12 protein-coding genes are annotated in these 17196 nt (G+C 62.9%); 4 read left to right on the top strand and 8 right to left on the bottom strand.

What is annotated here, in order from left to right; genetic code table 11:
* Positions 1–52: 52 nt before the first annotated feature.
* A complete protein-coding gene (locus RS027_RS08960) occupies positions 53–1687 on the bottom strand; it encodes a L,D-transpeptidase family protein (RefSeq protein ID WP_311956270.1) in 1635 nt (544 codons plus the stop codon).
* 264 nt (positions 1688–1951) lie between these two features.
* Here RS027_RS08960 and RS027_RS08955 point away from each other — a divergent pair, with 264 nt between their 5' ends.
* The 4 genes from RS027_RS08955 to RS027_RS08940 all read left to right on the top strand — a co-directional run bounded on the left by RS027_RS08955 (position 1952) and on the right by RS027_RS08940 (position 6124).
* Positions 1952–2677 carry a murein L,D-transpeptidase catalytic domain family protein gene (locus RS027_RS08955; RefSeq protein ID WP_311956267.1) on the top strand — a complete coding sequence of 242 codons (726 nt, stop codon included), beginning with the start codon at positions 1952–1954 and terminating at the stop codon, positions 2675–2677.
* Positions 2678–2689: 12 nt separating this feature from the next.
* A complete protein-coding gene (locus tag RS027_RS08950) occupies positions 2690–4549 on the top strand; it encodes an ABC transporter ATP-binding protein (RefSeq protein ID WP_311956265.1) in 1860 nt (619 codons plus the stop codon).
* A gap of 92 nt (positions 4550–4641) precedes the next feature.
* Complete coding sequence (ltaE, locus tag RS027_RS08945; protein ID WP_311956263.1) at positions 4642–5652, top strand: low-specificity L-threonine aldolase; 1011 nt, start codon at positions 4642–4644, stop codon at positions 5650–5652.
* A gap of 79 nt (positions 5653–5731) precedes the next feature.
* Complete coding sequence (locus RS027_RS08940) at positions 5732–6124, top strand: septal ring lytic transglycosylase RlpA family protein (RefSeq protein WP_311956261.1); 393 nt, start codon at positions 5732–5734, stop codon at positions 6122–6124.
* On the opposite strand, the gene RS027_RS08935 is transcribed toward RS027_RS08940, so the two are convergent.
* The 7 genes from RS027_RS08935 to RS027_RS08905 form a co-directional block, all read right to left on the bottom strand.
* Positions 6121–6597 carry a nucleoside deaminase gene (locus RS027_RS08935; protein ID WP_311956259.1) on the bottom strand — a complete coding sequence of 159 codons (477 nt, stop codon included), beginning with the start codon at positions 6595–6597 and terminating at the stop codon, positions 6121–6123. The genes RS027_RS08940 and RS027_RS08935 overlap by 4 nt on opposite strands.
* A 64-nt stretch (positions 6598–6661) precedes the next feature.
* Positions 6662–7927 carry a dicarboxylate/amino acid:cation symporter gene (locus tag RS027_RS08930; RefSeq protein ID WP_311956258.1) on the bottom strand — a complete coding sequence of 422 codons (1266 nt, stop codon included), beginning with the start codon at positions 7925–7927 and terminating at the stop codon, positions 6662–6664.
* Positions 7928–8343: 416 nt separating this feature from the next.
* Positions 8344–9072: a M48 family metallopeptidase gene (locus RS027_RS08925; protein ID WP_311956257.1), complete on the bottom strand. Its 729-nt coding sequence runs from the start codon at positions 9070–9072 to the stop codon at positions 8344–8346.
* Positions 9062–12142: a type I restriction endonuclease subunit R gene (locus tag RS027_RS08920; RefSeq protein ID WP_311956251.1), complete on the bottom strand. Its 3081-nt coding sequence runs from the start codon at positions 12140–12142 to the stop codon at positions 9062–9064. Before RS027_RS08920 ends, RS027_RS08925 begins: the two co-directional genes overlap by 11 nt.
* The gene (locus RS027_RS08915; protein WP_311948615.1) at positions 12142–13137 is read right to left on the bottom strand and encodes a virulence RhuM family protein/type II toxin-antitoxin system death-on-curing family toxin; all 996 of its coding nucleotides are present in this window, start codon (positions 13135–13137) and stop codon (positions 12142–12144) included. The genes RS027_RS08920 and RS027_RS08915 overlap by 1 nt, the downstream gene beginning before the upstream one ends.
* A gap of 56 nt (positions 13138–13193) precedes the next feature.
* Positions 13194–14540, bottom strand: a complete 1347-nt coding sequence (locus RS027_RS08910) for a restriction endonuclease subunit S (RefSeq protein WP_311956250.1) — start codon at positions 14538–14540, stop codon at positions 13194–13196.
* Positions 14533–16980, bottom strand: a complete 2448-nt coding sequence (locus RS027_RS08905; RefSeq protein WP_311956248.1) for a type I restriction-modification system subunit M — start codon at positions 16978–16980, stop codon at positions 14533–14535. The genes RS027_RS08910 and RS027_RS08905 overlap by 8 nt, the downstream gene beginning before the upstream one ends.
* Positions 16981–17196: the final 216 nt, after the last annotated feature.

Raw genomic sequence — 17196 nt, 5'->3', positions numbered from 1 at the left:
CCGCCTCTTGCCGAGGCGGCGCTTTTTTATGCCTGCCTACCGGCCGTCCGCGCTAAAGCGCCCGCAGCAGCGCATCGTCGCGGCGGTAGATATCCGGGCGAAACGTCACCTCGCCGGCCTCATCGGGCCAGGCCGTCAGATACACCAGCGCCACCGGGATCCGCTCGGGCAGGGTGACGTTCAGATCGCTCTGGCTGCGCTGCAAAAGCGTACCCAGCCGGTGGCGGCTTCCGGTGTCTTCCAGCAGCATGCGCACCAGCTCGCGCACGCCTTCCACCCGCACGCAGCCCGAGCTCAGCGCCCGCCGGTCGCGGTTGAAAAGCCCCCGGGACGGCGTGTCGTGCAGGTAAATCAGCTGACTGTTGGGAAAGCGCACCACCATGCGCCCCAGCGGATTGCTCGGCCCCGCGGACTGGCGCAGCATAACGTTGCCCGGCGCCTGCCAGTCGATGCTCGCCGGGTCGAGCCGCGCCCCGTCGGGGCCCACTACCTGCATGTTGCGCCGGTTGAGGTAGCCCGAAGCCCCGCGCCGCAGCCGGGGCAGCACGTCCTCCCGCCAGATGGTCGGCGGCACCGTCCAGGTCGGGTTCACGGTCAAGTGGGTGATCGCCGAGTGGAGCACCGGCGTTTCGCGCCCGGACCGGCCAACGATCACTCGCGACGACCAGCGCGCGCCGCCCGGGCGGGTGTAGTGCATGCGGTAGCCGGCGATATCCACCCATACTCCGGGCTCGCGCGCGATCACGGGCTGCATCCAGCGGGCGCGCTCGAGGTTGACCCGCAGCGCATCCACCCGGGAGCGCACCGAGGCGTTGAGCGCCCGGCGGGTCTTGCCGCCCACCACGCCGTCTTCATCGAGCAGGTGGCGGCGCTGAAAGCGCTTGACCGCCGTTTCCAGCTCGGCGTCGAAGCGCCGCAGGTCCGGCGCCTCGGCGTCTATCCGGGCGTAGGCGGCCGGATCGCCGGGCAGCACCTCGGGCATGCCCCAGTAGGCCAGCCGGCGGCGCAGCGCGGTGACCGCATCGCCCTCGTTGCCGCGGCGCAGAGCCTCGTCGCTGGGCACCAGCGGCGCGTTCGTCTGCCCCCCCAGCGCCCGATACGTTTTGAGCGCCTCGCGCAGCGCCCCGTAGGCCGGCAGTTCCGGCCGCGCCAGCGAAAGCGCCTGCTCTATGTCGGCGTCGTTAACGGCGTCGACCACCCGGGCCATCGAATAGCGCCTTTCCGCCCGGGCGGTCTCCCACCCCGGCACCTGCTTTTCGGGGTCGAGGCGGCCGCGCTGAAGGTGATCAAGGGCCAGCAGCAGCGCCCGGGTCGCGCGAACGTCGAACGCCGCCCGGGCCTCGGCGTCGTCTCGGCTTTGCGCAAACGCCGCTTCCAGCGGCCGGGCCCCGCCATCCGCCTCGAGATAGTCCTGGGGATAGTCCTTGAGAGAGCCCTTGAGATAGTCCGCGGGAACGAGGCCGTCGCTACGTAGCGTTTTTAGCGCCCTGACCAGGGCTTCCACCTGCTTCGCGCTGTGCCACGTCGGCTGCTGCTGCGCGGCTTGATAAAACGCCGCGACCGGAAGCTCGTCCGCCCGGCTTTCTGCCCTGGCGGTCTCTTCCGCCAGGGCTCCGGCAGACGGCGCCTGAGCCACCGCAGGGCCGGACGCCAGCGCGGCGCTGAGCGCCAGGGCCGCGAGACCCATCGTTTTCCCCGGCGTTCCGCCGCTTTTTCTTCGCCGCGTCTTATCCATGAATGTCCCCTTGGGTTAGAATAGCGCTCCTGGACTTGCCATGAGATCGCCACGTCGCTGCGCTCCTCGCGACGACAATAGCGGGAAGGGCGCGCATACCCTCCACGTCGTAGCGAGCAAAGCGAAGCTATCTCGGGCTTTCCTTACCGTGCCCGCCATGAGGCAGAGCCTGGCTGCCCGGCCGGTCATTTTTTATTCATCTTCAAGGATGATGACATGGCGTTTCGCTTCAAAGCCTCGGCGCTGCTGCTGAGCCTGTCCCTTGGCGCTTTCACGTTACCACTGCCGGCCGCTGATTTCTCCGCACAGGTGGCCACTACCCCCGCCGCCGGCACCTCGCCGCTGCTCCACCGGCTCAAGCAGCTCGCCCCAAACGCCACGCCCCAGGCGCTGCGTATGGCGGCCGAGTCGCTTAGCTGCGCCGACCCCGGCGCCGAGCGCCTGGCGCTCATCGACTTTTCCCGGCCGTCTTCCCAGCCGCGCCTGTGGGTGTTTGATCTTGAGCACCACCGGCTTTTGTTCAAGGAGCTGGTGTCCCACGGCCAGGGCTCGGGCAACGCGCTGGCCACGTCGTTTTCCAACACGCCGGACAGCCACCAGTCCAGCCTGGGACTGTTTCGCACCCTGAACAGCTACTACGGGCGCAACGGCTACTCGCTGCGCCTGGAGGGCCTTGAGCCTAACGTCAACGATCTGGCGTTTGAGCGCGCCATCGTCATTCACGGCGCCGACTACGTCAGCAACGCCTTCATCGACAAGACCGGCCGGCTGGGGCGCAGCCACGGCTGCCCGGCGGTGCGCTCCGAGGTCACCTACCCGCTGATCGACAGCCTGAAAAACGAACAGTACGTGTTTGCCTACTACCCCGATGACGAGTGGCTGGCAAGCACGGCGCGGCTCAGCTGCAGCGACGGCACGGCCCGTCAGCTGGCCCGGCGCTAGCGTACTGATTCCTTGTCTGCCTCCCACGCCTCGCGCCATAGCCCTACTGTCGCCGCTCCGGTGAGCGGCTTTTTCGGCGTTTTTCGCTACAGCAGCCGGGCGCTTCTGCTGGTATGGCAAACCTCCCGGCTGATGATGGTGGGGCTTGCGCTTGCCACCCTGGTCGCCGGGGTGCTGCCGGCGGTGGCCGCCTGGGTGGGCCAGCTGATCGTCGACGGCGTGGTCGCCGCCATGGAAGTTCAGGAGGCCGACGCCGCCCCGCCGCTTATCCAAAGCCTTGGGCCGGTGCTGTGGCTGGTAGCGCTGGAAGGCGCGATCATCGGCCTGATTGCGCTTGCCCAGCGCGGCCTGGACGCGCAGAAGTCGCTGCTGCGCGCGCGCCTTGGCCACCGCGTCAACGTCATGATCCTGGAGAAGGCCGGCACGCTCTCGCTTGCCCAGTTCGAGGACTCCGAGCTTTACGACAAGCTCACCCGGGCCCGCCGGGAGGCCTCCACCCGGCCGCTGGGGCTGGTCAACAAGACGTTTTCGCTTTTGCAAAACGCCATTTCGCTGGGCAGCTTCGGCGTGCTGCTGGTGCAGTTTTCGCCCTGGGCGCTGCTGATTCTGGTGGCGGGGGCGCTTCCGGTGTTTCTCTCCGAGGCGAAGTTTTCCGGCGAGGCGTTTCGCCTCTTTCGCTGGCGCTCGCCCCAGTCGCGGATGCAGATGTACCTGGAAACCGTGCTCGCCCGGGAAGACAGCATCAAGGAGGTCAAGCTGTTCGGCCTGGAAAACCTGTTCCTCGAGCGCTACCGGGCCATCTTCAACCGCCTTTTTGCCGAAGAGCGAAAGCTGACCCTGCGCCGCGAGACCTGGGGCTTTGCCCTGGGCATTCTGGGTACGCTGACGTTTTACGCCGCCTACGGCTGGGTCGTCGCCGAAACCGTCATGGGCGCGCTGACGCTTGGCCAGATGACCATGTACCTGATGGTGTTCAAGCAGGGCCAGAGCGCGCTGTCGGCAAGCCTCACGGCGATCAGCGGCATGTACGAGGACAACCTCTACCTCTCCAACCTCTACGAGTACCTGGAGCACCCGGTGGAGGCCGAAGCCGGTACCGAGACGCGGGGCGAGACACCCGGCGACGGCCTGCGCTTCGAGGGCGTGAGCTTCGCCTACCCCGGCGGCAAGGAAGTGCTCCACGGCATTTCGCTGCACCTGGTGCCCGGCCAGAGCCTGGCGCTGGTAGGGGAAAACGGCTCGGGCAAGACCACGCTGATCAAGCTGCTGACCCGGCTTTACTCCCCTACCCGAGGGCGCATCCTGCTCGACGGCACCGACCTTCGCGACTGGGACGCCGTGGCTCTGCGCGAGCGCATCGGGGTGATTTTCCAGGATTTCGTGCGCTACCAGCTGCCCGTGGGCGAAAACCTCGGCGTCGGCGACACCCACGCCTTCAGCGATGAAGCCCGCTGGCAGGACGCCGCCCAGCACGGCATGGCCGACGACTTTATCCGCCAGATGCCCGCGGGCTACCACACCCAGCTGGGCCGCTGGTTCAAAAACGGCCAGGAGCTCTCCGGCGGGCAGTGGCAAAAAATCGCCCTCTCCCGGGCCTACATGCGCGAAAACGCCGACATCCTGGTGCTCGACGAACCCACCGCGGCCATGGACCCGGCCGCCGAGGCCGAGGTGTTCGCCCGCTTTCGCGAGCACAGCAAGGACAAGATGACGATCCTGATCTCGCACCGCTTTTCCACGGTGAGAAGCGCCGAGCAGATTCTGGTGGTGGACAGCGGGCGCATCATCGAGCGCGGCACCCACGCCGAGCTGCTGGCGCAAAACGGGCGCTACGCAGCGCTGTTCCGCCTGCAGGCCAGGGGCTATCAGTAGCGGGGCCATAAGCCGGCACCCGCCCGGGTTTATTTTTTGTCAGCTTTGTTTTATCACTGGGGCCCGTCACCCCTTTTTTGCAGGGAGCCATCATGATCGATCTGCGCAGCGATACCGTCACCCGGCCCACCCAGGCCATGTATGAAGCCATGTGCGCCGCCCCGGTGGGCGACGATGTATGGGGCGACGACCCCACGGTCAACGCCTTCGAGCGGGCCGTGGCCGACACCGCCGGCAAGGAAGACGCGCTGCTGTTTCCCAGCGGTACCCAGAGCAACCTGGTAGCGCTGATGGCCCACTGCGAGCGCGGCGACGAATACATCGTCGGCCAGCAGGCCCACACCTACGGCTTTGAAGGCGGCGGCGCGGCAGTGCTCGGCAGCATCCAGCCCCAGCCGGTGGAAAACGCCGACGACGGCACCCTGCCCCTGGAAAAGATCCGCGCGGCGATCAAGGTCGACGACTTCCACTTTGCCCGCACCCGGCTGCTGGCGCTGGAAAACACCATCGGCGGCAAGGTAATGCCCCACGACTACACCCTGGCGGCCACGGCGCTGGCCCGGGAGCACGGCCTTGCCACCCACCTGGACGGCGCGCGGCTGTTCAACGCCGCAGTGGCCACGGACACCCCGCTGGCCGCGCTGTGCGAGCCGTTCGACAGCGTCTCGCTGTGCTTCTCCAAGGGCCTGGGCGCCCCGGTGGGCTCGGTGCTCGTGGGCTCGACCGAGCTGATCGCCCGGGCGCGGCGCTGGCGCAAGGTCACCGGCGGCGGCATGCGCCAGTCGGGCATTATCGCCGCGGCCTGCTGGCACGCCCTGGAGCACCACCTGTCAGGCCTTGCCGACGACCACCGCCGGGCAGAAACCCTGGCCCGGGGCATGGCCGAGCTCCCCGGCGTTACCGTAACCTCGCGCGCGACCAGCATGGTATTTGCCGACTTCCCCCAGGAGCACGTTGCGCCGCTGGCCGACTGGCTTGGCGAGAACGGCATTATGATCGATCTCCTGGGAAGCGCCCGGCTGGTGACCCACCGGGACGTCAGCGACGCCGATATCGACAGAGTGATTGCCGTAATGCAGGCCTACTTCAACCGTCACGGGTAAAACGCCGGCCGTCGCCGCCGCGGTGCCCGGCGACGGCCAAAGCATGCTACGCTTTGTCTCTCATCCGGGAGAAATGCCGATGGCTAACCGCTTTTTCTTCATCACAGGGCCCGCCCGGGCGCTGATCGCCGGGCTGCTTATTGCGTTCATCAGCGGCTGCGCCCTGGCCGCTACCACGCCGGACGCGCAAAAAGGCAAGGCGTCCTATTACAGCGACCGCTTCCAGGGCGCGCTCACCGCCAGCGGCACGCCGTTCGATCAGCAGGCGCTGACCGCCGCGCACCCGACCCTGCCGCTGGGCACCAAGGTGCTGGTCACCCGGCCCGACACCGGCAAAACCGTCAAGGTCGTGGTCAACGACCGCGGCCCCTACGTGCGCGGGCGCATTATTGATCTCTCCAAGCGCGCCGCGCGCAAACTGAACATCATTCAGCGCGGCGTCGCCCAGGTCACCGTCAGAGTGATCGACTAGCGGCCGTGATACTCGCGGTGCAGCGCTTCCATGGTAGCGGCAAGCTCCGGCACCGGGCCGTCGACGGTAATGCCGGGGACGATCTGCTCGATGGGCAGCGTCGCTACCGGCGGCGGCGGCACGTCCATGGCAGAAAGCCACCCGCCCAGCTGCCTTGACGAGCTGACGTAGACAATGCGCCCGAGCCCCACCCAGCCGTGGGCGGCGGCGCACATGGGGCAGTGCTCGCCGGAGGTATACACGGTGGCCGCAGCGCGCTCCGCAGGCGTCAGGTTCTCTACCGCCCAGTAGGCCAGCGCGATCTCCGGGTGGCGGGTATTGTCGCCGCCGGCAATGCGGTTGCGGTCTTCGTGCAGCACCTTGCCGTCGGCGCTGACCAGCAGGCTGCCAAACGGCTCGTCGCCCGCCGCCAGCGCTTCTTTGGCAAGCTCGACGCTTCTCTCCAGATACGTCCGCTCGTGATCCGCGATCATCGCCGTCTCTCCTTCTTGAATGGGTACCGGCTGAGTGGATGCCGGTGTGGTGGTTTCGACGCTATCAGCTTTCCGCCCCGCAGGTCGCCCCAGGCGGCGTCTCGGCAAGCTTGTCACCCTCGCTGCGGGCAATGATCGAGGTACCGACCAGATCCCCGGTCACGTTCAGCGCGGTGCAGCCCATGCCCACCAGGGCGTCGATGGCGGTGAGCAGCGCCACGGTCTCGATGGGTAGGCCCACCTGGGCAAACACCGTAGCGATCATGATGATGCCCGCGCCGGGCACGCCGGCGGTGCCCACCGACACCAGGGTGCCGATCAGCACGATCTGCACCATGCTCATAAAGTCCAGCGGCGCGCCGATGACGTTGGCGGCAAACACCGCCGAAATGGCAATGCGGATAGCCGCGCCGTCCATGTTCAGGGTCGCCCCCAGCGGCAGGCTGAAGCCGTAGATGGTTTTGGGAACGCCCAGCCGATCGGCGGCGTTGATGGTCAACGGCAGCGTGCCGGAGCTACTTTGAGTGGCGAAGGACGTCGCCATGGGCGTGCGCGCCTCGCGGAAAAACGCCCTCAGCCGCACGCCGAAAAGCCGCATGGCGCCGCAGTAAAGCAGCAGCTGGACACCCAGCGCCAGATACAGCACCAGCACCATGTCCCCCAGCGACAGCAGCGTGCCCATGCCCTGGCGGCTCACGGTATCGGCGACGATGGCAAACACCCCGATGGGCACGTAGTGCAGCACCCCGCCCATGACCTTTAGCGTTATCTCGTTGAGCGCCTCGAACACCTCGTACAGTCGCTCGCCCAGCGCCGCCTGGCGCTCGGTACCGGACTCGCGCAGCTTCAATAGCGCAATGCCAAACACCAGCGCGGTAAAGATGATGCCCAGCATGTTGAGCTCGGTGAACGCCTCGAGGATATTACCCGGTACGATGTTAAGCAGCACGCTGACCAGCCCCGGGTTATCCGGCACCGAGAAGCTCGCGCTGTCGTCCAGGGTCATGCCGCTTCCCGGGTTGAAAAGCGACGCCACGGCAAGCCCGACGATAATCGCCAGCGCCGAGCTTGCCAGATAATACAAAAACACCTTGCGCCCGATGCGGCCGACGCTGCCCTCCCGGGACTGGTTGACCCCCACCATCAGGGTAAACAGTACAATGGGCACGATAAGAAAGGTCAGCAGCTTGAGCAGCAGTTCGCCCAGCGGGGCAAGCCACCCAACCGTCTCCTGGCTACCCAAAAGCCCCACGGCGACGCCCGCCACCAGCGCAATCGTGACCCGCGCGATCAGCGAGGTATCGGCGTATTTTTTCCAGATCCAGTGCATAACAACCACCGTGGTGAGCAAGTGAAGGCCTAAATGAGGGCGCCACATTATATTACAACCGTTTTATAGCCAAGCGGGTTAATAACATGCGCCATATATTCTATAAGAGAATATAACAATGCGGCGCAGGAATGGCTTTGCCCGGCAATACCGGATCGGGTATTCCCTACTGCCCCTTGTTCGGTTTTTCGCAGACTAGCGTGAAAACAACGCCATTTTGACACTGAGATAGCTGGCCTGGTGCGAGCACCCAGAGGGTGGGCATAAACGGGCTTTAGCCCGCGAAGACACTGCCTCAACACAGCATTGTGCTCCTCTCCCACTACCGGTCATGCAAAAGGCTATGACTCAGAGTCGGCATAGCTAATACCCGATAACTCAACGCTCCCGGTAAACCCGCCTAATAGCGTTGCTGTTTAATAGCCCCAGTCTTCATGGGCCAGCGGGGTTTGGTTGAGCTCAGCCTTGCGCAAGCGCCAGTCCGGCAAGCATTGATCCATCAGCGCACGAAAGCGATCGGTGTGGTGACGCTCCAGCAGATGCACCATCTCATGCACGATGATGTATTCCAGGCAGCGGGGCGATTTCTTCACAAGTTCCAGATTCAGCCAGATGCGTCTCGCCTGGATAGTGCAGCTGCCCCACCTGGTCTTCATCTTCTTGACACGACAATCCGCAATGTCGACGCCAACCACGCCCTCCCAGTGTGTCAGCAGTTCCGGAACTCGCGCTTTAAGCTGGCGTCGATACCAGCGGTCGAGCGCCTGCTGCCGGCCTGCCCTGTCCGTACCCGGCGGGACTCGCAGCTCAAGGGTGCTGTTGTTGATCACGCGCACGCGCGGGTTGCCTGACTGTTCCACCACATCCAGCCGATAGCGCTTACCCTCGAAGTAATGGCTCTCGCCGGTTACCATCTCCCTGCGCGATTGACGCGATTGACGCGCAAATCCCTGCTGTTTACTTCGAATCCAGCTCAGGCGCGCGACAATAGCCAGGCGCACGGCCTCGTCGTCCAGATGCAGCGGTGCGGCTACCCGCACCCTGCCGTGCGGCGGGTAGACACCCACGTGCAGATTCTTGATCGCCTTGCGTCGGATCTCCACGGGGATGCCGCTCACTTCAATACGGCGGTGCTCAGTAATCATGCTGGTTTTTCACCAGTTCGAAGACGGCTTCCGTATCAGCGCCGCCGGTCTCTCTTATCTCTGTGTCCAGCACGGAGGCGATGGCATTGCGCACCTCGCGCTCCTTGAACTTGTTGCCCCGAAAATCCGCCTTCTTTACGGACCGAACCTTTTCATCGAGCCGGATAGCCAGCTCAGTGTTCTGACCCAGATTGTCATAAAGCGACTGCCGGGCCGGCGTATCGATCCCGTCGGGATAGTCGCTTTTCTCTTCCTCCCGGGCTACCTGCCGCGTCAGCTCGACAACCTTGCGCAGGTATTCCTTGTACTCCAGGGCCTCCTGGCGGCGCTGCTCGATCAGGGCGTCGAGCAGCTCAGACATTGTCTCGTAGTATTTAGGGTTGACCGCCATCTCGTCGATAATCAGCCGTCGGACGTTATTCTCGATGGTTTCGGCCATTGCCTCGCGGTCGCCGGATATCGACGACGGCAGGCTGTCGACTGCCTCTTCGCCGCGCTCGACGACCAGCTCGACCAGCGTCATGTCGTCGAAGGCCGAGAGTTTCTCGCTGTCTTCCGCGCGGATGTAGGTATCGAGCAGGTGACGCATGGCCGGCTCGTACATTTTCATGTCGATGTAGTCGCCGCTGGCCAGCTTCACCTCTTCGCGGACTTTTTCGTAGTGCTCCACCTCCGCCTTGATGGCGGCGGCTTCGGCGTCGCTATAGCCGGCCTCGCGCATCTCGTTGGCCAGGTCGGCATAGGCGCGCAGAAAGGCGCCGACGTGCTTGTACAGGGCCAGACGCCTGGGCTCGTTATCCTTCTGTACCTCGGGTGCGTCGCTCGGGCCGACAAAATAGCGTCGGTAGGCGGCGCTGTCCCCGGGCGGCTCGACCCCCTCGCACAGCGCCTTAACCGCTTCCCGGGTTTCTTCCAGCCGTTCCCGCGCCTTCTCCAGGCGGTCTTCAAGCAGTCCTTCCACGTCCTCGGCGTCGAAGGCATCGAAGGCGCCGCCGGTGTAGTCCTGGATGGACTGCTCCAGGGACTTGAACAGGTCCTTGTAGTCGATGATGTAGCCGACTTCCTTGTCGTCGGTATGCAGACGGTTGACTCGACAGATGGCCTGAAACAGGCCGTGGTCGCGCATGTTCTTGTCGATATAGAGGTAGGTCGCCGGCGGCGCGTCAAAGCCGGTCAACAGCTTGTCCACCACGATCAGCAGCTTCATCTGCCCCGGCTCGTCGATGAAGCGCTTCTTCACCTCCTTCTCGAAGGTTTCCGCCTTGTTGACGGCGGTATCTTCCGGCTCCTGGAAGTGATCGGCCAGCATGCGGCGGTAGATATCGTACTGGTGCAGCTTTTCGGTTTCGCCTTCGCCGGTGGCCTCGCCCTTGATCTCGACAGCGGACGGCACGTAGGACGTGATAATGGCGCACTGGCCCTTGAGCTCGGTCCTCTCAAACATCTCGAACAGCCGGCAGGCCGAATAGATACTGCCGGCCACCAGCATGGCGTTGCCGTGGCCGCTCATCAGCCGGTCTCGCGTGGCCATGTCCCAGAGAATATCGGCGACGATTTTTTCCAGCCGATCCCGGGAGCTGAGCACTTTTTGCAGCGTCCCCCAGCGCTTTTTCAGCTGGGCGCGGGCGTAGTCGTTCAGGCCCTGGGTCTTCAGCTCGAACCACTGGTCGATCCGTTTCTGGGACGTCACGCGCTGGTCGATATCCCTTGCTTCGTAGCGCAGGTCGAGCACTACGCCGTCGCTTACCGCCTCGTCGTACCTGTAGGTATGGATGTAAGGACCAAAGACTTCGATGCTCTTGCGCTTGTCCTTTTTCAGCAGCGGCGTCCCGGTAAAGCCGATCAGCATGGCCTCCGGCAGCAGCGCCTTCATGGCCTCGTGCAGGCTGCCGGACTGAGTGCGGTGGCATTCGTCCACGAACACAAACAGATTGCCCTTGGCCGCAAAACCCTTGGGCAGGTGGCTGCGTATATCCCGAATGAAGGCGTCGACATCCCCTTCGTCGGAAGCGCCGAACTTGTGGATCAGCGAGGCAATCAGCCACTCGTCGCTGCGGTTGAGTACATCGATCAGGTCGGCGCCGCTCCTGGTGCGGTGGATCTGCTCGTCCACGCCCTTGAAAACCTTCTCGATCTGCTCGTCCAGCTCGGTGCGGTCGGTAATCACCAGCACCCGGGCATCGTTCACGTGTTCACGAATCCACTTGGCCAGCCACACCATGGTCAGCGACTTGCCGCTGCCCTGGGTGTGCCAGAGAACGCCACCTTCCCGGCGCTGCACGTGATCCTGCGCCGCGCGCACGCCGAAAAACTGGTTGTGCCGGCAGGTTTTCTTGGTGCCGGCGTCGAACACCATGAAGTCGTGGACGACCTCCAACAGCCGCTCCTTGCGGCAGAGCTGGTACAGACCACGCTCCAACGGGTCTTCGAGCTCGGACGGCTCGCGCCACGCCATCCAGTACTTCTCGGACGTCTCGATCACCCCGTAGCGCAGGCCCTCGGTGGGATTGCCGGCCATGACCAGCTGGGCGGTGGCAAAAAACGGCCGGATAAACTCGGGCTTTTGGTTATCCAGCGTCTGGCGGATGCCCTCGGCCACCGCCACGGTGGAGCGCTTGAGCTCCAGCACGCCCAGGGCGATGCCGTTGACATACAGCACCACATCCGGGCGCTTGGTATTGGCCCCGGCCACCGTGACCTCCTCGGCCACGGCGAATTCGTTGTTCTCGGGGTTATCCCAGTCGATCAGCCAGACAGTGACGGTCTGCTCGTCCACCGACGGCTTGACGCGCACGCCGTAGCGCAGCTTCTCGTACACCGCCCGGTTGGCGTCGTACAGCGTTTTGCTGCCGGAAAGCGCCGCCGCCTGATCCAGCTCGCGCAGGGCGCGGCTAATCACGCGCTCGTCATGGCCCTGCCGCGTCAGCCAATCGCGCAGCAGCGTTTCTTCGACGTTGCGATTACCCTCGCGATCTTTCCAGTCGCCCAGGTAGCGGTAACCCAGCTCCTGCTGAAAAAACCGGATGACTTGCCGTTGAGTCAGGCGTTCGCGCTGGCCGACGGTGTTCATCAATTCGCTCCCGATTTTTTGTTTGCTACGCCGCCCGGCGCAAGCAGGTGCATCACCAGCCGCACCATCAGATCCTTGGCCTTGGGGTCGCTTTCGGCAATCAACAGCGTCAATGCCGTCAGAGCGTTTTCGTCCAGCGTCAGCGGCATGCCCTCCTGACGCAGATAGAGCAGAAACAGAAACGCCCCCGAGCGTTTGTTGCCGTCGGCAAAAGGGTGGTTCTTGATCACGAAATACAACAAATGGGCAGCGCGTTCTTCGCGGCTCTTGTACAGCGGCTCGCCGAACATGGTTTGCTCAATGCTGCCGAGGATGGCGGCCAATCCGTCACCACGGTCGCGAGAAAACAGTTCGCTGGCCTCACCGCGGCTTTTCAATTCCATCGCCAAAGCATCTAGCGCCCGGCGCGCTTCGCCCAAATCCAGCACGCCCCGCGCCGGCACACCATCGGCGGGCAGTTCGAGCTGGCCTTCGTCGTAGTCGAGCAGCAAGCGCCAGGTACGGGCATAGCCGAGTACCAGACCGATCACATCGCGCCCGATGTCGCTCACCAGTTGCTGACGCACCAAGGTGTTTCCGAGCACATCGACCGCCTGCTCCAGCTCCTGCAACCCGCGTTGCGCCAGCCGGTGTTCGTTCAGGCTATAGCCCTGTGTGAGGTGGTCGCGCAACACACGGGTGGACCATTGGCGAAAGCGCGTGGCGCGCAGGGAGCTGACCCGGTAGCCCACGGAGATGATGGCATCGAGGTTATAGTGCTTGAGCTGACGCCGAACCCGGCGGTTACCCTCTTGGCGAACTACTAAGAAATCCTTAGTAGTTGCCGACTCATCCAGCTCCTGGTCGCGAAAAACATTCCTCAGATGCATCAGGATGTTTTCCGCCGTCGTCCCGAACAACTCGCCCATTTGCCGCTGGGTCAGCCAGACGGTCTCCCCCTCCAGCCGCACCTCCACGCGCTGCTCATCAGCGTCAAAGATGACGAGATCACTCATGGATCACCTCGCCTGTGCCGATTGTTGAGCAAAGCAGTCGCGTTGGCCGACGGTGCTCATGCGCTGGCCTCCCTTACGTTTTCTACCTCCGGCTCAACCAGTCGGACTCGCCCGGTAAGAAGCTGCTGCATCATGCCCTGTTTGAGCTGACGGGCCTTGTAGCGGCGGTGTTCCAGGGCTTCGACTTCACTGTCCATATCAGAGAGGACGGTGGCGATGGCCTGCTGCTCTTGATGGCTCTGGGGCAGCGCCACTTCGAAAGCAAGAAGGGATTTTTTGCCGATCTCCAAAAATGTGCTGCCGCCGCACAGTTGGATCAGTTGTGCCTTCTTTGTGGTCATCAAGTAATAAAGAAACTCCGCATCACAACTCGAAGGAATTAAATTCTTGAATCCCTGGTTGGTTGTCATCGGCACTGTATTGATCGCGCACTCGCCGATCGTTGCGCGCGTTGTCATAATTATGGACCCCGAAGGCATGCTTTCGGCAGAGCTCGCTCGAAGGCCGGCATGGGATATCGTGCGTTCTGTTCCCGAAAGATATTTGCGACCCCCCAGTTCGGTAATGTCCGTTGGCGTACACCATGGAACATCACCATTCCAGAATGCCGGCATAGCTGTGCTTGGCGTACCACCGCTCCGAATATCCGCAATCTCCCCCAACCGCTCCGTCCCCCACTCGTCGGTGAAGCCCGGCAGGCGGGTCTGGCCGGTGAGGAGTTGTTGCATGGCGGCCTGTTTGATGGCGCGCTTTTTGGCGATCAGGCGGTCTAGGGATGCGATCAGCGCGTCCGCGTCAGACAGCGCGGTGGCGATGGCGCATTGTTCTTCCTCAGAGGGAGCTGGGACTTTAATAGAGCGGACCAACGCACCACTTAAGTTTGGCTGACCGCCCTGAGTAAGTTTCTCAACATACTCATTTTTTTTGAACGAGAGCATGTTCAACAAAAACTTAGCACTAGCATTTTTGGTAACAATTGCCAGCACCGCTTGGTTGATCGCAGCCTGGACATGAGTTATTGCGGAAACACCGGCTGTTGCACCATATAGGGCTACAACCAAGGTCCCCGGCTCCACGAGTTTAGCTGATGACTTTTCTAAGCCCAGCCTGGTAATTCGCCCTTCAGGTTCACTTATTGTTCGATGATTCAGGTCGCTTGACGTTATCCAGGGGATGTCCCCACCGTAATATTCTGGCCGATTGGTAGAAGGCGTCCCCCCACTGTATGTCTTAGCGAGTTCCCCAATTGACACTACGTCCCAATCCTCTGGAATAACCCCCACCTCGGTCCGCTTGTACCCAAGCGGCACACCCTCTGCAGTCGCGATGCATACTCCTGCCGAATAGGTGGGCGATGCATCCCGCACCGTTTCCTCTTTCAATATCGAACCCTGCTCAGCCATCGACTCGCACTCCCATCTGTTCCAGGTGGCCGGTGACCTTTTCGGCCAGTTGCTCCACTTCCTGCTCGATGCTCGGCAGCGGTTCCGCGTAGCGTTCTTCCAGCTCGCGCACGCGGCCGGCGAGCTGGTTGGTGATACGCTCGACTTCGGATTCGATGACGGCGCGGATGTCGGCCAGCCATTTGTCGTCCACGGCGAGCTGTTTGACCTCGTCCTCGGTGAGTGCCTCGTAGCGGTTCAGCACGGCCTGATCAAGTTTGGTCTGGGCGTCCTTGACGGCTTTTTTGGCGCTGGCTTCGGCGTCCATCCGCTTTTTGCACTGCTTGAGCGCGGCGGTTTCCTCGTCGCTTTCCGGCTCACCCTTGAGGGCCTTGAGGCGTTTGGGGATGTCGGTTTTGCTGACTTTGCCCTTGTCGTTTTTGACCTCGCTCAGCGGGTCTTCCTCGCCGTCCTGCTCTTCGATGAACTCCTCCAATTCGCGAGCGGCGGTTTCCAGCTCGGCCTGGCGCTCTTCAAGTATGGCCTGATCGTCGGCGAAGTAGCGGGCAATAACCAGCTCGGGCGGGATCAGGTCGAGCTTGTACTTTTGCGCCTTTTTGCCGCTGCCGAGGGTGAGGTCGGGCTCTTCCTTGATCTTGCGTTCCTTGTTCTGAATCACGCCGCGGGGCCGAGCCGCTTCCCGCCAGCCCTCAACGGCAATCAGGTGGACGTCGTCCTGCATTACATCGGCCCAGTAGTCCATCAGGCGCTGGTAAACCGCGTAGCGGTCCAGCAGGGGCACTACGTAGAAGCGGTCGAGCAAGTCCTCGGAGAGCTCATGGATCACTTGGCGAGGCTGAATACTCGGTGAAAGGTCCATCAGACGTGACCAGTTAGCGCACTCCCAACTATCGACGACTCGACCGACGCGTGCCGAGAAGGACTGGAAAGCAGGATGCTCCAGCACGGTGGGCTTGACCTGCCGGGTTTCGACGTTGGCCTCCAGGTAGCCGGGCTGGCCGCTATCGCGGAACAGCGCGTCGCGCAGGCCGGGCAGCTCGGCCCAATAGGCTTCGAGTGCGTCCACATCGCGCTGGGGGATGCCGCCGTTCAGGTGCGCATAGAGATCGTGCTGGTCCTCAGCTTCGGCGCTGTCGATGTAGCGCGGGATGTTGAGGTTGTAGTCGTTGGCCTCACTGGCGATTTCATACAGTGGCACGCGCCGAGCGTAGCCGGGCAGCCCGCGCTGGTGGTTGAACACGTCCACGATCTGGTGAATATCCCGCGAGCGCAGGCGGTTCTTGTTGCCGTCCTTGATGAACTCGCGGCTGGCGTCGATCATGAAGATATGGTCGCGCTGTGCCGCGTCTTTTTTGTCGATCACCAGGATGCAGGCCGGGATGCCGGTACCGTAGAACAGGTTGGCCGGCAGGCCGATAATGCCCTTGATCAGCCCGCGTTGAATAAGCTGGCGGCGGATGTCGGCTTCGGCGTGGCCGCGAAACAGCACGCCGTGGGGCAGGATTATGGCGCCGCGGCCGGTGGACTTGAGCGACTTGATCAGGTGCAGCAGAAAAGCGTAGTCGCCGTTTTTCGCCGGCGGGATGCCGTATTCGAAGCGGCCGAATTCGTCGTTTACCGGGTCCAGGCCATTGGTCCAGGACTTGGTAGAAAACGGCGGATTAGCGACCGCGTAGTCGAAGGTCTTGAGGCTGCCGTCGGGATTCTTGAAATACGGACGCGAGAGGGTGTTGTCCCGCCACAGCTCGGCGGTGGGATAGTCGTGCAGGATCATGTTCATCTTCGCCAGCGCCCAGGTGGCGTTGTCATTTTCCTGGCCGTAGATGCTCATGCCCTGAGGGGCTTCGTAGGCGGCGCGCAGTAGCAGAGAGCCCGAGCCGCTGGTCGGGTCGTACAGGGTTTCGTCCTGGCGCGTGTCCGTGCCGATGCCCACTACCTGGGCAATCACCCGCGAGACTTCGCCCGGAGTATAGAACTGCCCCTTGCTCTTGCCCGATTCGGTGGCGAAGTGGCGCATCAGGTATTCGTAGGCGTCGCCCAGCAAGTCATCGCCATCGGCGCGGTTGGCGCCCAGATCGAGCTGATCGAAGATGGCCACCAGCTTGGAGAGCCGATCCTGCATGTCCTTGCCGGAGCCGAGCTTGGTCTCGTCGTTGAAGTCGGCCTGGTCGATCACGCCTTTCAGGTCATTTTCTTCCGCCAGCCGGCCGATAATCTTGTTGATTCCATCGCCAATCTCTTTATCGCCTTTGAGTGCGACCATATCGGCGAAACTGCCGCCTTCCGGCACCTCGATCAGCGAATCCTTCTTGTCGCTGACGTACTTCATGAACAGCAGCGTCAGCACGTAGTCCTTGTACTGCGAGGCATCCATACCGCCGCGCAGTTCGTCGCAGGATTGCCATAACGAGCTGTAAAGCTGGGATTTCTTGAGTGCCATGTATGACCGCTATATATCGTTGGAATGTAACCAAAAGGCGTCGCTATTGCGCAACTACCTTAACCAAAAGACGCTGCTTCTCCCACAAAAAACGGCTCTTCGTCGTTGGGTGTGGAATTCGCCCCCTGAGCTGGGCCAGAATATGACCTCCACGACGACAGGAGGTATGACATGGACGGCACCCAGATTCTGACCCTCGGCCTGGGCTTGGAAGCG

Source organism: Halomonas garicola (genome assembly GCF_031935715.1).
In the GTDB taxonomy this organism is placed as follows: Bacteria; Pseudomonadota; Gammaproteobacteria; order Pseudomonadales; family Halomonadaceae; genus Vreelandella; species Vreelandella garicola.
This window is presented reverse-complemented; position numbering and strand designations above follow the sequence as displayed.

Coding starts and splice junctions, on each gene's coding strand:
- RS027_RS08960 (WP_311956270.1), bottom strand. CDS start 1,687: ATGGGTCTCGCGGCCCTGGCGCTCAGCGCCGCGCTGGCGTCCGGCCCT.
- RS027_RS08935 (WP_311956259.1), bottom strand. CDS start 6,597: ATGATCGCGGATCACGAGCGGACGTATCTGGAGAGAAGCGTCGAGCTT.
- RS027_RS08940 (WP_311956261.1), top strand. CDS start 5,732: ATGGCTAACCGCTTTTTCTTCATCACAGGGCCCGCCCGGGCGCTGATC.
- RS027_RS08915 (WP_311948615.1), bottom strand. CDS start 13,137: ATGAGTGATCTCGTCATCTTTGACGCTGATGAGCAGCGCGTGGAGGTG.
- RS027_RS08925 (WP_311956257.1), bottom strand. CDS start 9,072: ATGATTACTGAGCACCGCCGTATTGAAGTGAGCGGCATCCCCGTGGAG.
- RS027_RS08910 (WP_311956250.1), bottom strand. CDS start 14,540: ATGGCTGAGCAGGGTTCGATATTGAAAGAGGAAACGGTGCGGGATGCA.
- ltaE (WP_311956263.1), top strand. CDS start 4,642: ATGATCGATCTGCGCAGCGATACCGTCACCCGGCCCACCCAGGCCATG.
- RS027_RS08930 (WP_311956258.1), bottom strand. CDS start 7,927: ATGCACTGGATCTGGAAAAAATACGCCGATACCTCGCTGATCGCGCGG.
- RS027_RS08905 (WP_311956248.1), bottom strand. CDS start 16,980: ATGGCACTCAAGAAATCCCAGCTTTACAGCTCGTTATGGCAATCCTGC.
- RS027_RS08955 (WP_311956267.1), top strand. CDS start 1,952: ATGGCGTTTCGCTTCAAAGCCTCGGCGCTGCTGCTGAGCCTGTCCCTT.
- RS027_RS08920 (WP_311956251.1), bottom strand. CDS start 12,142: ATGAACACCGTCGGCCAGCGCGAACGCCTGACTCAACGGCAAGTCATC.